Origin of the sequence: Rhizobium atlanticum, from assembly GCF_030182485.1 — a bacterium.
GTDB lineage: Bacteria > Pseudomonadota > Alphaproteobacteria > Rhizobiales > Rhizobiaceae > Rhizobium.
The window spans coordinates 1-14,256 of sequence record NZ_JAQJCJ010000023.1 but is presented as its reverse complement, the minus strand read 5'-3'; the positions used below and the strand labels follow the sequence as shown (position 1 = coordinate 14,256).

The 14,256-nt window shown below is 62.8% G+C and carries 17 protein-coding genes, 1 tRNA gene and 2 pseudogenes; 8 read left to right on the top strand and 12 right to left on the bottom strand.

Annotated features, from left to right (window positions below):
* Positions 1-12: 12 nt before the first annotated feature.
* Together PH551_RS27355 and PH551_RS27350 are read right to left on the bottom strand one after the other, a co-directional pair.
* Positions 13-288 carry a hypothetical protein gene (locus PH551_RS27355; RefSeq protein WP_198175505.1) on the bottom strand — a complete coding sequence of 92 codons (276 nt, stop codon included), beginning with the start codon at positions 286-288 and terminating at the stop codon, positions 13-15.
* A 292-nt stretch (positions 289-580) separates the two neighbouring features.
* Positions 581-778, bottom strand: coding sequence for a hypothetical protein (locus PH551_RS27350; RefSeq protein ID WP_085777255.1), 198 nt, complete (start codon positions 776-778; stop codon positions 581-583).
* 104 nt (positions 779-882) lie between these two features.
* Between PH551_RS27350 and PH551_RS27345 the strand changes: the two genes are divergently transcribed.
* A complete protein-coding gene (locus PH551_RS27345) occupies positions 883-1,128 on the top strand; it encodes a hypothetical protein (protein ID WP_097597612.1) in 246 nt (81 codons plus the stop codon).
* Between the two features lie 7 nt (positions 1,129-1,135).
* On the opposite strand, the gene PH551_RS27340 is transcribed toward PH551_RS27345, so the two are convergent.
* Positions 1,136-1,522: a hypothetical protein gene (locus PH551_RS27340; protein WP_085777257.1), complete on the bottom strand. Its 387-nt coding sequence runs from the start codon at positions 1,520-1,522 to the stop codon at positions 1,136-1,138.
* Between the two features lie 220 nt (positions 1,523-1,742).
* On the opposite strand from PH551_RS27340, the gene PH551_RS27335 reads away from it, so the two are divergent.
* Entirely contained in the window at positions 1,743-2,651 is a 909-nt protein-coding gene (locus PH551_RS27335; protein WP_183706725.1) for a DUF1499 domain-containing protein, read from the top strand.
* A gap of 356 nt (positions 2,652-3,007) precedes the next feature.
* Here PH551_RS27335 and PH551_RS27330 read toward each other — a convergent pair whose 3' ends face one another.
* The 4 genes from PH551_RS27330 to PH551_RS27315 all read right to left on the bottom strand — a co-directional run bounded on the left by PH551_RS27330 (position 3,008) and on the right by PH551_RS27315 (position 6,175).
* The gene (locus PH551_RS27330) at positions 3,008-3,703 is read right to left on the bottom strand and encodes a peroxiredoxin-like family protein (RefSeq protein ID WP_285195817.1); all 696 of its coding nucleotides are present in this window, start codon (positions 3,701-3,703) and stop codon (positions 3,008-3,010) included.
* Between the two features lie 114 nt (positions 3,704-3,817).
* Entirely contained in the window at positions 3,818-4,816 is a 999-nt protein-coding gene (locus PH551_RS27325; RefSeq protein WP_285195816.1) for an extracellular catalytic domain type 1 short-chain-length polyhydroxyalkanoate depolymerase, read from the bottom strand.
* Positions 4,817-4,930: 114 nt separating this feature from the next.
* Positions 4,931-5,260, bottom strand: coding sequence for an NUDIX hydrolase (locus PH551_RS27320; protein WP_350223865.1), 330 nt, complete (start codon positions 5,258-5,260; stop codon positions 4,931-4,933).
* Positions 5,261-5,467: 207 nt separating this feature from the next.
* Entirely contained in the window at positions 5,468-6,175 is a 708-nt protein-coding gene (locus tag PH551_RS27315; RefSeq protein ID WP_285195814.1) for a helix-turn-helix transcriptional regulator, read from the bottom strand.
* A gap of 103 nt (positions 6,176-6,278) precedes the next feature.
* On the opposite strand from PH551_RS27315, the gene PH551_RS27310 reads away from it, so the two are divergent.
* Entirely contained in the window at positions 6,279-6,677 is a 399-nt protein-coding gene (locus PH551_RS27310) for a VOC family protein (protein ID WP_285195812.1), read from the top strand.
* A gap of 299 nt (positions 6,678-6,976) precedes the next feature.
* Here PH551_RS27310 and PH551_RS27305 read toward each other — a convergent pair whose 3' ends face one another.
* Genes PH551_RS27305 through PH551_RS27295 form a run of 3 tightly spaced genes read right to left on the bottom strand, consistent with a single transcriptional unit; the run spans position 6,977 to position 10,075 of the window.
* Positions 6,977-8,698: a saccharopine dehydrogenase family protein gene (locus PH551_RS27305; protein ID WP_285195811.1), complete on the bottom strand. Its 1,722-nt coding sequence runs from the start codon at positions 8,696-8,698 to the stop codon at positions 6,977-6,979.
* Complete coding sequence (locus PH551_RS27300; RefSeq protein WP_285195810.1) at positions 8,695-9,144, bottom strand: thiol-disulfide oxidoreductase DCC family protein; 450 nt, start codon at positions 9,142-9,144, stop codon at positions 8,695-8,697. Before PH551_RS27300 ends, PH551_RS27305 begins: the two co-directional genes overlap by 4 nt.
* Before the next feature lie 22 nt (positions 9,145-9,166).
* The gene (locus tag PH551_RS27295) at positions 9,167-10,075 is read right to left on the bottom strand and encodes an MBL fold metallo-hydrolase (RefSeq protein WP_285195809.1); all 909 of its coding nucleotides are present in this window, start codon (positions 10,073-10,075) and stop codon (positions 9,167-9,169) included.
* Positions 10,076-10,241: 166 nt separating this feature from the next.
* On the opposite strand from PH551_RS27295, the gene PH551_RS27290 reads away from it, so the two are divergent.
* Positions 10,242-10,316 (top strand) — tRNA-Gln (locus PH551_RS27290).
* A gap of 283 nt (positions 10,317-10,599) precedes the next feature.
* On the opposite strand, the gene PH551_RS27285 is transcribed toward PH551_RS27290, so the two are convergent.
* Positions 10,600-11,115 (bottom strand): hypothetical protein, encoded by a 516-nt coding sequence (locus PH551_RS27285; RefSeq protein ID WP_285195808.1) that lies wholly within the window; start codon positions 11,113-11,115, stop codon positions 10,600-10,602.
* A 695-nt stretch (positions 11,116-11,810) separates the two neighbouring features.
* Between PH551_RS27285 and PH551_RS27280 the strand changes: the two genes are divergently transcribed.
* From PH551_RS27280 to PH551_RS27270, 3 genes are read left to right on the top strand one after another with little or no spacing between them, the layout of a single operon-like run.
* Positions 11,811-12,146, top strand: a complete 336-nt coding sequence (locus PH551_RS27280) for a hypothetical protein (protein WP_285195807.1) — start codon at positions 11,811-11,813, stop codon at positions 12,144-12,146.
* Entirely contained in the window at positions 12,106-12,669 is a 564-nt protein-coding gene (locus tag PH551_RS27275; protein WP_285195806.1) for a DUF2971 domain-containing protein, read from the top strand. Before PH551_RS27280 ends, PH551_RS27275 begins: the two co-directional genes overlap by 41 nt.
* Positions 12,670-12,700: 31 nt before the next feature.
* Positions 12,701-12,994, top strand: coding sequence for a hypothetical protein (locus PH551_RS27270; protein WP_285195805.1), 294 nt, complete (start codon positions 12,701-12,703; stop codon positions 12,992-12,994).
* 385 nt (positions 12,995-13,379) lie between these two features.
* Here PH551_RS27270 and PH551_RS27265 read toward each other — a convergent pair.
* Positions 13,380-14,006 (bottom strand): annotated as a pseudogene (locus PH551_RS27265) (SDR family oxidoreductase); the annotation flags it as partial.
* Between the two features lie 18 nt (positions 14,007-14,024).
* Between PH551_RS27265 and PH551_RS27260 the strand changes: the two are divergent.
* Positions 14,025-14,256, top strand: a pseudogene (locus PH551_RS27260) (SDR family NAD(P)-dependent oxidoreductase); the annotation flags it as partial.

The following is a 14,256-nucleotide window of genomic DNA, read 5'->3' as shown; positions in this document are numbered from 1 at the left end:
CGAGGGCTGCCGTCAGTGGTGATAGCGCCAGTGATCGCGGTAGACGTATGGCCCGTTCAGATCCCAGGCCATGCTGTGCATCAGCTCGGCACTCGCAGCCCGCGATTCGGCCCGCCGGTCGAGCTCGATGCGCTGCAGGCAGGTGGCGAACGCATCGGTGCCGCGGCGGAAACCATAGCTCAGGCACTTCTGCTCATCCGCCGCCCGCCGCTCCTCCGGCGTCATCGTCTGGCAGGCGGAAAGGCCGGCGGTCACGGCGAGGAGGGTGAGGAGAAGGGGGAGGCGCATCGGGTTGGTCCTTGCTTTTCCCTGAGGAAATGCCATTCGGGCGAGGGCGTCAAGGCGAGTGATATCCGGCGGTCGCTGAGATGGCTAGATGAAGTGACCGGTGTGCCGTGCGGCCCCCTCATCCGCCCTACGGGCACCTTCTCCCCACTGGGGAGAAGAGGGAATCGAGACCTCGCGACACATCCCCTTCGCCCCAGCGGGGAGAAGGTGGCGGCAGCCGGATGAGGGGGCCGGCGACGCCGAGGCCTGCCGCACATCTTCCCCACAAGTGATGATAACGCTCTCACCAGACTCAAGCCGCCCCGGCCGGATCCCCGATCGGCAAGAGCGCCGGGTCGAGCGGCGGGTCTTGCGGGTTCTTGGTGTCGCCCGGGTCTTGGGCCGGCGTCAGCGGCGGTTTTTCCTGGGTGCGGTCGGGGACGCCCGGCGTCGGCGTCGGGCCGCGCGGTGTGTCAGTAGTCGGTGTCGGTATCGGGTCTCTGTTCGGCATGATCGCCTCCTTTTGAAAAAAGGAACGGCAGCCCGGGCAGATGGTTCCACTTTCGCCGATGGCGATTCCTCTGTATGAGGGGCTTGCAAATATTGGAAACGAGCATGGCCATCCGCGATCGATTCTCGAAGAAACTGAACTGCCCGCAATGCGGCAATGCGGGTTTTGCCGAGGCCTCGGAGATCGACGATCCCAAGCGCAAGCATCCGGATTTCACGGTCGATCACCTGCCGCGCGGCTTCGGCGTGCAGCGGGCTTCCAACCACCAGGAAAGCTTCATGATCAAATGCGAATGCGGGCGCAAGTTTCCCTTCCGCAGCCTGGCGGAAGCCGCGGCCGAGCGGCGCTAGGTCGCGCTCAGATCCGCTCCAGCACCTCGATGAAGGCGTCGGCGAAACGCACGAGATGGGCGGTCTCCTCGTCGGGCGCCTGCATGCGGATCTCGGTGCCGTTGTGATCGAGCAGCGCCAGCACGACGCGCATGTTCTCGCCATCGGGAATGCGCAAGACGGCGATGCGCCGGCAATCCTCGATCAGGCCGGCGGCCGGCAGGTCGAACAGCAGTTCGCCGCCGGAACGGCCGGCTGCCTGGCGCACCGCCTCGCAGAAGCCGGCGTCACCGCCGGCATAACCTTCGAGCGACAGTTCGAGCTCGACGAGCTCCATCGGCAGCGACGGCTCGGTGTGATCGATCGCGCCAAGCGCAGACGCCTGCGGCCTTGCTGCTATCTCGGGTGAAATCATCCCGTCTCTCCTGTCCGTGACCCTGGAGATGAAACCGCGGCAGAATGGCCTTTTTTTGGCATATCAGCAAGGGCTCATGAAGAAGGGCTCCAGCTTCACCGCAGATTCCAGCGGATATGCTTGCGACAACAGTTTCAATTCAGCCGAATCTTGCACTAAACAATGATAAGGCGATTTGCGTGGTTCATGGCGCGGCGCTGACGAGCAACCGGTAAGTTTGATGGCCATCCGCTACGACCGCCCCGTTTCCAGCGCCGCCCGCTTTTCGCGGCTGCTCGGGGCATTTTCGCTGGTTCTGGCGCTCGCCGTGCTTATCGCCCACCGCTTCGGCGGGCTCGCCACGCCGTATCTGGTGCTGCTTTTGATCTTTGCCGCCGGTTGCGCGCTGCTCGCTACAATGCTGGCCGCGCTCGGCCTGCGCAGCCTCTGGATGACCGGCGCCGAGGGCGGGCTCGCCGCGCTGGCGGCGCTGATCTATGCCGCCTTTCCGCTTGGTATTGGCGCTGTGGCCGCCGAACGCTACATCAGCCTGCCTGCGATCTACGACGTCTCCACCGATCCGGTGTCGGCACCGGACTGGCTATCGCCGCCGAAATCCGACCAGATCTGGCTGAAGCGCAATCCGGTGGTGACGCCTGAAGATCGCGAGAAGCAGATGGAGGCCTATCCGGAACTGACCGGCCGGCGTTATGAGGGCGCGCTCGACCGCGTGCTGGAAGCGGTGCGCAAGGTTGCCAAACAGAGCGGCTTTACGATCGTCAGGAGCACCGGCACATCAGAGCCGGACCGTGATCTCGAGGACAGACCGGCAAAGCCCGCCCCGGGCGACGAGGCCGTGACCGACGCGCCGGGCATCATCCCGGTGCCGACGCCGCGCCCCTATGATGACGATGTCGCCAAGCTGATCCGCGGCGCCAACGGCGTGACGCTGCAGGCCACCACCCGCACGCTGATCCTCGGCCTGCGCTTCGATATGATGATCCGGCTGCGCGAAGAGGCCGAAACCACCTTCGTCGACATCCGCGTCGCCTCCCGCTACGGCCAGCACGACCTCGGCCTCAGCGCCGAAATCGCCGGCGATTATCTGAAGGCGCTCGACGCCGAACTTCTGGGGATTGCGGGTGGGTGAGCCGCGGTGCCGCCAGAGGCGCCAGCAATCGATCCAGTGAATCGATTGCAGCGGCGAACGCCATGAGCCCAAAGCGAAGGCCGGAATAGGCTGATATGCCGCAACCTGTCGATCCCCTCTTCTCCCCTCGGGGAGAAGGTGCCCGTAGGGCGGATGAGGGGGCTGGTCGCGCTGATCTTTCCAAACAGCTGCGCATCCTTCGAAAATTCTCGCCTAGGGTTGTGATGCGAGAATGTACCGTGTGGCCCCCTCATCCGCCTGCCGGCACCTTCTCCCCGAGGGGAGAAGGGGACGTGCCGCGAGCTCCGTTCCTTGCCCACGTGAATCGGGCCGCCAGAGCGCCGCCAATCATCCGGCTACGCCCCTGCAACCTCGCGTCCAAGCTCACCCACGGCGGCGATGATCTCCGCTGCCGTCGGGAAAATGCAAAGGCTGCTGGGTCCGTCCAGCGCCTCGATTTGCGCCCAGGCAATGGTGCCGTTCTGATCGACCAGGAAGTGCCCGACGAGCTGGGTGGCGTGCTTGGCGAAGATCGCATGATCGGCTTCATCAAGCTCGAAGCGGTCCTTGGCGTTGAGCACCGTGTTGGCTTCCATCGGCTGGAGCGGTTCCGGGAACTCGCCGGTGGGGTTGATGCGCGCCGCCTGGAACTGCGCCATCGTCGCGAGATACGGCCATTCGGGCTGTTCGCTGCTGCCCTCGGGCAGGAACTCGGCATGCGGCACGCCATAGGCGCGATGCGTGTGGCAGTCGGGATCGCATAAGAGCGTCACCGGCGTCGGGCGGTGGCGGACATACAGGCGAGCGCGTTCCACCGGCGTGTTGATAACGGCCACGGTCTTCACCCCGGCGGCGCTGAGGATGGGCGCTATGCCGGCAAGCTGTTCGAGCTGGCGTCGGCAGAATGGGCAGTGCAGCCCGCGAAAGAAGCCGATCAGGAACGGCCGACCGCTCAAGTCGGCCAACGAAACCGTTCCTTCGAAATTGGCCGTGGCGAGTTCGAACGCGGGCGCGGTGTTTCCGGGTTGCAGCGGGCGCTTCTGGTCTCCCATGGAAGAATTCCTTTCCCGGATCGTCTCAGGTGAAACGACCGGAATTGAATATAGCACTCGTTGCAAGAAGACCCAGCGCCCGGTGTTGAGATCGGCTGGAGTGGCCAGGCGTGCTTACCGCCTCGGCAGACGCCACAGACGCATCAGTTCGATCGGAGCCGAGATCTCAGCTGCCAACACGAATGGGTCTGTCGCTCCTGAGGGGGCCGGCTTTCGACTCTTGACCGGAAGACCGTGCCCCATGCCATGGATCGAATAGAGCGATACGGGGCGGGCGCCTGCGACGTTCCAAGAGGACAACTCGCCCCAGGGCTTCTTCTCGACACGGACGCTGCTTCGATCAACAGCGTTCGCTTCAAGCCATTGATCGACGCAAGCCCTCGCATTTGCCGGGTTGACCGTGCGATCCGCAGTCCCCTGCCAGATGCTGATCGGCGGCCAGGACCGTTGGCGAGGGGAGATTTCGGCAATCCTTGCGCCCCAGCCATCCGCGGGCAGTGCAGCGCCGGACTTCATCGCATGGAGCGCTGACATTGCATCGCGCACGGCGCCAACCGGCATTCCGGCGACGATAGCGGCGCCTGCAAACATATCGGGATAGTTGGCGACCAATGAACCTGTCATCGCTCCGCCGGCAGAAAGGCCGACAATGTAAACGCGCGTGCGATCGGCTCGATGTCGTTTGAGGGCATGGTCGATCATCTGCTTGATGGAAAGCACTTCGCCGCGATCGCGAGCGACCTCGCTCGGACGGAACCAGTTGAAGCATTTCTGGGCATTGTTGGCGTGGGTCTGCTGCGGGTAAAGCACCACGAAGCCTCTCTCCCTGGCCAGTCTCGAGAAGCCGCTGGCGGCGTCCAGGCTTTCCGGCGTCTGCCGGCATCCATGAAGCACCACCACAAGGGCCGGCTTGCCTGGCAGATCGGCGGGCACGAAGGTCTTCATCACAAGCCTTCCGGGGTTGCTGCCAAATGCGGAGGTCGTCTGGAGCCTCGGTCGCTCCTGCCTCGATGGCTTGTGGCGAAGCGGACTCCATGTCTTCTCCAGCAGACGTACGGCTCGCCGTCGCGTCTTCAACAATCTCGACAGCGATTTGGTGAAGCCGAGCTTCAAAGGGCCACGCCTTCAAGCCTGGAAAGCAGAGCCTTCAAGCCGGGCTGTGCGGCGTCTCGGATCGCGATTTTCAAAGGGAACCATTTCTGTTTGCGCATGCCCTTCTCCGGGAAATCAGCTTGCGCCCTCGACGACGTGCAGCAGGTGAACGGTGACATGGTAGTGATGCGGCGAGCTGTCTTTGTGGTAGCTGAATGAACCGAAGGCTGTCGCCTCCACGTCGCCGACGACGCCCGCTTCCTCGAAGGATTCCCGCCTCGCTGCTGCCGATGTCGTCTCGCCGGGGTCGAGATTGCCTTTCGGAACGCCCCATCGTCCATGCCGACGACTTCCCACGAGAAGGATGCGAAGCTGCCCGCTTCCGTTTCTTCGATAACAGATCGCACCCGCCTGCGGAACGTCGGTTGCGATTGTCGAGTTGGATTGATCGTCACCGTGCAGCATGGCTGTTTTCGATTTTTCCTGTCTTTCATCAGAGCTGTAGCATCGAACCGTGACAGTCTGCTCCGCGTTGAGTTGTTTCCACTGGCAGCCGGAGTTCAAGTTGTCGTCCGAAACCGACCGTCACAAGAAGCTCGCAATGCCGTCGTTGGTTCCGATCTTTTGCGAAAACCCGATAAGGCAGTGACGTCGCTCGCCGGCCGGAAACAGTTACGGCAGCCCACCCGGCTTGCGCATTTCGGCATCGCGCCACTGCTGCCATTGCTGCCGCAACCGGCTCCTGGACATGCCGATGGATTCAGCGAGGATCTCGACCTTGAGGATCCGTTCGGTGCGGAAGTGGCGGAAGGCCTGTTTCGATTGGCACCAGGCGATCAGAAGGCTGTGCGCCTCGGCATAGCCGAGCAGCACGGGCCAGACGATGCGGCTGCTGACCGTCCCATCCGCCGCGCGATAATCGAGTTCAAGTTTGCGGCCTTCCCTGATCGCCGATCTCAGCGGCCGCGTGTCGACCATCGCATCGCCGCCGATAGCCTCCGGTCTGATGCCGACCGCGGGCTCGGCAATATAGGGAAGCAGGTCCGGCGGCATGACCGATGTGATCTTGGCCATGACATCGCTGGCGGCAGTGCGCATCGCCGCATCATTCAGGCTTGCCGCCATCTGCACGCCGAGCACGACCGCCTCGATCTCCTCGGGCGTCAGCATCAGCGGCGGCATGTCGTATCGCGGATCGAGCACGTAGCCGAATCCCGCTTCGCCCTGGATCGGCACGCGCTGGGCGATCAGATGGGCGATGTCGCGGTAGACGGTGCGCCTGGCGACCTCCAGTTCATCCGCGAGCGCCGATGAGGTCACCGGCCGGCTCGACCGGCGAAGAATCTGGATGATCTGAAAAAGCCGATCCGCTTTTCGCATGCCTGCTGACTCCTGCTGCCACAACGCTGTCAGCACGGCTGTGTCACAAAGGCAAGCCAAGAAATTGCAGCGCAGCCATCGTCGCGCACGCAGGGAGAAGATCATGAAATTCGCATCCACCCGCCTGATCGCCGCCGATATAGACGGCATGGTGGCCTTTTATGAACTGGTGACGGGCTGTCGCGCCGAATGGCTTGCGCCCGTCTTCGCCGAGATCGTCACACCGGGCGCCACACTCGCCATCGGCAGCGCCGAAACGGTGGCCTTGTTCAGCGAGGGCAGCGCGGAGCCGGGTGCCAACCGGACAGCCATTCTCGAATTCATGGTCTCTGATGTCGATGCGGAATTCGCCCGGCTCAAGGACCAGGTCACGGTCGTGCACGCACCCAAGGATCTGCCATGGGGCAACCGGACGGCGCAGTTTGCCGATCCCGAGGGAACTCGCGTCGCCCTCTATACGCCCGTCACCGACGCCGCCAGACGGCGTTTCGCCGGCCGTTGATCGGCCGCCCGCGAAACCGCCTCCTACGCACGGAGAACGCCGCCCGCCCCTCATCCGGCTGCCGCCACCGACCGGGGTCGAGTCACGGGCCTCGACCCGTCCTTCGGACCGCCGCGCGCGGGGCGAAGGGGACATGCCGCAACCTTTTTGTTCCCCACCAAACTCACGCGGGGCACGTCCCCTCGCCCCGTTTTACGGGGGTCCGCAGGACGGGTCGAGACCAGTGGCTCGACCCCGGCAAGGGTTAGGGTGAGGGGCAACCGTCACGAACGGGACAGCAGCGCGCTGGCCGCCGCCCCTCACTCCAGCACCAGCCACCCGGAATACCGCACCACCAGCCCCGTCAGTCGGCCGCCGATCTCCACATGGAAATGAAACCGCCCGTCGCGCTCCTCCTCGTAGGTATCCCCACCCGGCGCCAGGGACAGCGGCAGCGGGATGCCGCAAAAGCGCCAGCCGCGCACCACGAGCCTGAGCTTCTGCCCCTCCGGCACCAGCGCCAACAGCACCCGGAACGGCCCGAAGACTTCGGCGAGCAGGTGGCGCTCGCGGCCGGTGCCCTCAGCCTGCCAGCTGCGGAAGGTCTTGCTGCCGAAAGACCGCGTCCAGATCTCCCTCTCGCCATCGGCGGCAAAGCGCACCGCGACCGGCACATCCTCGCCGGCGGCGGGAAAGCCGATAAGACCGGCGATCAGCCGGGCGAGGAGCCCGCTGCCGCGCTCGATCCGCGCCCGGCCGGAGGCAAGGCGGGTGCCGCCGCCATGGATCGCCGCCAGCGCCGGCGGCAGCTTCTCCCAGGCGTCGCCGAGGATGCGGCGGTAGAGCGGCTGCGGCTCTTCCCGGTAATCCAGCCGGATGCCTGAAGCGATCGAGAAGTGGCTGAAGGCCGCTTCGAAATCCGCAAGCGATAATTCCCCCGCCGCCGGCCGCGCGCCGCTTTCCGGCCGCTGGCCGTCGAGCAGCCGGCGCACCAGCACCTCGACGCCGAGAACCGGAATGAACGGCCCGTCGTCACCTTCGGCAATCACGGACCAATCCGCCGTCAGCCGCCGCCCATCGCGATCGAGGCCGCCCAGGCGCACGAACATGCCGCCGCGATGGGCGCCGACGGCGAAGCGATGGCTGGCCGCCTGCAACGCCCGGGCGAACGGCGTGAGCGACGGCAGCAGCCCGACCTCCACCAGCCGGGCGGCAAATCTCAACAGCCGCTGCAGCGCCTGCGGCTCGGTGCCGACGCCGGTGAAGGTGGATTGCAGGCCGGCAAGGCGGCCGGGCAGCAGCACCAGGTCGGGTGCATCGACCAGCAGGAAAGTGCGGCTGGCGAGCGGCGCCACATCGGGCGGCGCGATCGTCACCCGCATCTCGTCGATCAGCCCGCGCCCCTTGGCCGGCTGCCCCTCGCGCAGCAGCGCCACCGGCCTGCCGGCATAACTTGCGATCGCTCTCACGACATTGAGGCCGATCCTGACATGCGTCGACGGGGCAATGCCGGCCGCCACACTTTCGACGCGGGAGAAATGCGGCGCCATCGCCTCCAGCGCCGCAAAGGAGAGCGCCGGCAGGCTGCTGAGCCCGGAGAGCACGAAGGTGCCCTTGGCCTTCGCCTCAGCATCGAGCCCACCGATGCCGGCGACAAAGCCGCTGCTGTCGGCGAGATCGGCATAATCGATGCCGAGCTCGATGCAGGCTCGCACCACCTTGTAGCCGTCGCCGGTGAAGCTCTGGAACGGCCCGGAGGCATCGACGACGAGATTGGGCCTGAGCCGCGTCAGCTGCTCCCGGAGATCGCCGTCGCGATCGAAGGCCACCGCCTGCAGCCAGGCGCCGAGATCGTTATTGCCGAGCCGCCCGGCGCCACCTTTCGGCGACCGGAGATCGAAGACGAAATCATCGGCCTTTTCGAGCGAGCGGCCGGCGATCAGCAGCCTGAGCCGCTGTTCCTCGCCGAGCAGCCGGGCGAGCCGGCCGCCGAAGCTGCCGTAGCCGCCGATGATCAGCAGGGAAAAGGTGCCGCCGCTCATGCGATGAAGCGGCTGCGCTGCTCCGGTGTCGGCACCATGCAGCTCTGCCGTCCGGCGATCTTCAGCCGGTTGCGGGCGATGAATTCATAGATCGCGTCCGCCGCGCGCCGCGGCAGGAGCCGGAAGAGCCTGACCAGCGAATAGGGAAAGCCGAGGCTTGCCACCATGCGGATCGTGCCGTCGGATTTGAAGAAGGCGCGGCCGCCTTCGATGAGGATATTGGTTTCGTAGTCGCGCGTATCGAGGCCGTAATGCCGGTAAAGCGCTTGCCCGAGCGGCGTCTGCGCCGCGAGGAACCGGTAGCGCTGCTGCCTGTCGTGCTTCAGCGCGAATTTCACCCAGCCGGAGCAGAAGACGCATTCGCCATCGAAAACGATCAGCGGCCGGTCATCGGCAAAGGCGGGAACGGCGGGATCGGTGCGATAGCTGTAATCGGCGCGGCCCATGCAGATCTCCCTCCGCCTTTCATTACCCCGGCCAATAGCGCGCGGCAAGCGAGGGCGGCCCATCTGCTGCAATCTCGCCGCGCTCCATGAGATGCTCGATATGGGCGAGCACGGAAAGCGCCGCCGCCCCATGCAGCTTCGGATCGGTATCGCGATAGATCGCCTTCACCATCTCCGCGATCTCCCGATCGCCGGCCGCGACCCGCGCCAGCACTGCCTGCTCGCGTTTGAGCCGATGCGCCTTCAGCGCCGGCAGGAAAGTCTTCGGCTCGTTGACCGGCCCGCCATGGCCGGGCAGCAGCAGGCCGTCCTCGCGCTCTATCAGCTTGTCGAGCGAGGCCATGTAATCCGCCATCGACCCATCCGGCGGTGCGACGATCGAGGTCGACCAGGCCATGACATGATCGCCGGAAAAGAGGATCTCGCGGCCTTCGAGCGCGAAGGCGGCATGATTGGCCGTATGCCCCGGCGTCAGCACCGCCGTCAGTGCCCAGCCATCGCCCGCAATCGTCTCGCCGTCGCCGAGCGCGATATGGGGCACGAAGTCCATATCCGCGCTTTCGGCAAAGGGATTGACCTCGCCCTCCCGCAGCCGCCGCGCTGGCCGGTGCGGCCCTTGCCCCACCGTCACCGCGCCGGTTGCCGCCTGCAGCCGGCGGGCAAGCGGCGAGTGATCGCGATGTGTATGGCTGACGAAGATATGAGTCACATCACGCCCGCCGATCGCCGCCATCAGCGCCTGAAAATGCGCCTCGTCCTCCGGCCCGGGATCGATGACGCCAAGCGAGGAAGAGCCGACGAGATAGCTGTTCGTCCCGAAAAAGGTAAACGGCCCGGGATTTTCCGCCGTGATGCGCAAGATATCGGGAGCAACCGGCACGGCCCGCCCATAGGCCGGCTCGAAAGCAAGGTCAAATGCGGGACTTTCCATGCGGGACGATGATCTCAGGTTGATAATATCGCCTTATGCTAGCACGCCGCCCGCCGCTTCGCGCGCATAAATCTGCCGCAGGCGCAACTTAGTCATTGTGACAGGCAAAGAGCTTTGCTAATCAGGCGTCGATTTCTGAGCAAGCGGTTCGCCGCTCAAGCTCTGGTGGGGCGTAGCCAAGCGGTAAGGCAGCGGTTTTTGGTACCGCCATCCCCTGGTTCGAATCCAGGCGCCCCAGCCAGTCTATTTTTCGGATCGAGAAGATCGGGAAAGTCGGTTCGGAATCAGTTGGCGAGGTCGATTGGTTCGGGATGGGCCGATTAACTGCCCCACCGTTCTGACCCCGCTGTTTTTTGCCGCCCCGCTTCACGACGGAAGAGGAATGCGTTGCCCTCCTCAGGTATGTCAAGGGTAGCGTCCGTTGGAGTACACCCTATGGGACAATGATGAGCGGACGTCCTGATTCACGCCCGTCTTGACGATTGACCGACATTTCGTCGGCGGTGAGTTGAAGAGTGAATTCGTCATGCGCGGGCAAAAACCGAGACGGCAACGGGTTCCTCGCGTGGGGGGTTATGCACCACGGCCATCGGCTGCTGTTTGTGAAGCGTTGAGCTGTAACCGATATCAACTGCCCATATAGCGCTAATGGTCGCAAAACTCGGATCATGAAATGTATCAGCGGGCACGTCTGCGCCCTTAGGTCTTGCTAAACGCGGGCGATGTGAATGCCCCGCCGAAACCTGCTGCAGCGTATTCCGGTCGATTTGCATGGTGTAGGGGCCGACCGCATAAGTCGCTTCGACCGCGAGGGGAAGCTGCGATATGCCCTCTAATTGCGGAAAACCATCGCCTTGCCCGAAACCGCCGCCACGCAACAACAAGCCGTTGACCGCGATAACGTAAACGTCTTCTTCCTTGACTATCCCGGAGGCTAAGTAACCAGCCTTTCCTTGTGAAGGATTTCCTCGAAGCTTTTCAGCTTTCTCTTTGATCGCCGCCGTCCATCGAAGAAGAACAGCTTCTGCGGGGAAGCTCACTGCATTTGCCAGGCGCGTGTTCCAACCATTCGACCGGAATGTTCGCTGGAAGTGGTGTAATGACTTCCACCCACATTGTCTTACCGCCATGCTCCAGGCGGAAATCTGGTCCCGGCTCTTGGTGCATTGGCTTCATGCCCGCGTGAAGCAAGCGATCGGCGAGAAGGATTTCAGACAATGGCGCCCCAATATAGACCGTCGTTCGTCCCGTTAATTCGCGACAGCGCATCCTTATCCAACAAGCCCGCCGCCAAGACCTTTTCGCAAGCGGCAAAGACAGCAGACCGCCAAATCGTGGCAGTCGAGGTGGCGCCGGGAATGCGCCTTTCGATTGTTTTTTCCAGTGTATCAAGAGCAGACGGCAACGGCATGGTCCCAAAAAGTTCGAACGCTTCTGGGTAGCTTGTGCCTAGTGCCGGCCGCAAGTCGCAGAAGATCAAAAGTCGGCCGCACCCGCATGGAGGAAACTGTGTGCATCGATCAGGAGGGACGCCTCGAAAATATGACACCTAAAAATATCTCGGTTAAAGATTAACGACAAGAAGTTGTGGACTTTCACTCTTTTACGCACAGGGATATAACTTGGAGCCGAACTGGCGGCACTCGCCGAGTATCTGTAGCTGCGATCCGAAAGAACACAATTGCTGTCCGACCTAGGCGGTTCTCCGAGCCCTCCGACAAGTCTTTACAAGTACATGGTCGCCGATCGTCTTGACGACGTACTACAAGCCGCGACCGTTCGCTTCACGCACCTGATGAACACCAACGACTTATTTGAAGTCAGGCGGACTTTCGATAAATTCGCGGGACCGCGTTTCATGGAATTCATGGGTGCTATGCTTGAAGAGGAGATGCATAGTCAGAAGCTAGATGACCGCATCGCAGCTCACCTTCAGGAAATCGGCCTTGGAGTATTTCCTGTTCATTTAGCAAAAGAATTTTTCGGGAAGGCATACGGACGTTCGCTAGATGATCACCTGCGGCAGGGAGATGAAAGCCTCGATCGGAATGCTCGCCAGCCAGCTAAATGACCCCGAGACCATCGCTTCACTTCTAAAACGCTACTCTGGCGACCTGCTGTGCTTTTCTCTTTCCGCGACATGTCAAAGCCCCGTCATGTGGGCGCACTACGCTGGAAATAACTCGGGATTCGTCATCCAATTCGATACGAACCACCAATGGTTCCGACGGCGGGGAGACGGCTCCGCAACAAGGCTTCAAAGAGTTTCCTATTTGGACGCGGATCTAGAAGAGGTGCTTCAGGATCCGCAGGGAGCCTTCATTTCTAAATCTGCTGAGTGGTCATACGAGCAGGAATGGCGCCTGTACTGCGGGATACAACATATCGAAAAGACTGTTGGAAGCGCCGCTGACCCGATTCACCTTATGTCCTTTCCACGGGACGCAGTATCGGCAGTTATTCTTGGGCCGAAGGCATCACAAGAGGCGACGACGCGCGCTCGCGATATTATGGCGGCGAGTTATCCCAACGCACAGCTTCTCGTTGCGCAACCAATACTGTTTGGCAAATCGTATGAACTGGCCAAAGCCTAGGAATTCGGTTGGGATTATAGGAGGAAGAGCAATGTCCGGCGAATGGTCTCGCAGGTCTGATGACGAAGTTTTCGGGGATGCGAGCGAGCAACCGGGATCGCAAATGTCCTATTGGCGCGATACGGAAATCAGAAGACGTTTGTATATATTAGAACAACAGAACTTGGAGCTTCAGAAACAGCTACTTGAAGCGACGATAAGCGGCACGAACGAGCAACGCGCAGCAATTGCCGAGATGAAGCGGCAGTCGAAGCTCATGCTTGCGTCTGTCATTGCAGCGTTTCTTGCAGCGCTTTTTACGCTAGTTGCCGCATTTGCAAAATAGCGCGCAACTGCTTGGAGACCGCCATTGCGCGTGCGTCGTCCCATCCCGAGGCTTCGAAGTCGGGGAATATGTAGGCGTCCTGTGGTTGATCTTTCGTACGCCGCGCCACGACCCCGGGTGGATTGGCACCTTCCGAACTCCTGTCTTGGTCTTGGACCGGGTGATATCGAACAAGTCGGCGGCACAGTCCCACATGCGTAGCTGCCCGATCTCTTCTAACCGCAGCCCCGAAAGCGCGGCAATCTGCATGAGGTCGTGCATATCCGCATCGGCATCCCCGTAGATCAGCGTCCGGCTCCGGACGCTCGGCTTGCTTTCTGGGGAGCGGAAATAGAGCCGCCCTGCAAGAGCTGGGCGGACATAAGGGCAATCGGCGTCTCGCGCCTTAATCCCGCTTTTCAACCAACCGCACCCCCGTCAACCCCGCCAACCTCTCCACCAACGCATCCTGAAACCCAACATCATTCACCTCCGCCGCCGCCTCCCGCTGCTGCCGGTGGTACCAATACCCGCCGCTCACCTTCGTCGCTTCGTCCTCGCTCGTCGCAAGCCAGGTCTGCGTCAGATGCCCCATCTCCAGATCATCCGGCGCGCCGGCGCCGCCCATCTTTGTCGGCACCCAGCCGGGATCGACGGCGTTGCTGAGGACGTCGGGCCAGTGGCGGGCGATGGCGGCGGTGAGGGTGGCGATGTAGAGCTTGCTTTCGGAATAGGCCTGGCTGGCGCTCCATGGCCGCTTCTTCCAGTCGATATCGTCAAGTGCGCTGCGGCCGCTGCGGTGCATGCCGCTGGTGAGATAGATCAGCCGGTGGGGCCGCGTGATCCAGGCGGTGAGGAGATAGGGGGCGAGCGTGTTGACCGCCAGCGTCTTGGCGTGGCCTTCCGGTGTGTCGCCGCGGCTCTTCTCGAGGTAGATGCCGGCATTGTGGATAACGGCGTCCATGCGGCCGATGGCGTTGACCTCTTCGGCGATCGAGCGGGTTTCCGTAGCACTGGCGAGATCGCCGAAGAGGTCAACGCCATCGGCCGCATGGACGCCGTTATCCACAATGCCGGCATCTACCTCGAGAAGAGCCGCGGCGACACACCGGAAGGCCACGCCAAGACGCTGGCGGTCAACACGCTCGCCCCCTATCTCCTCACCGCCTGGATCACGCGGCCCCACCGGCTGATCTATCTCACCAGCGGCATGCACCGCAGCGGCCGCAGCGCACTTGACGATATCGACTGGAAGAAGCGGCCATGGAGCGCCAGCCAGGCCT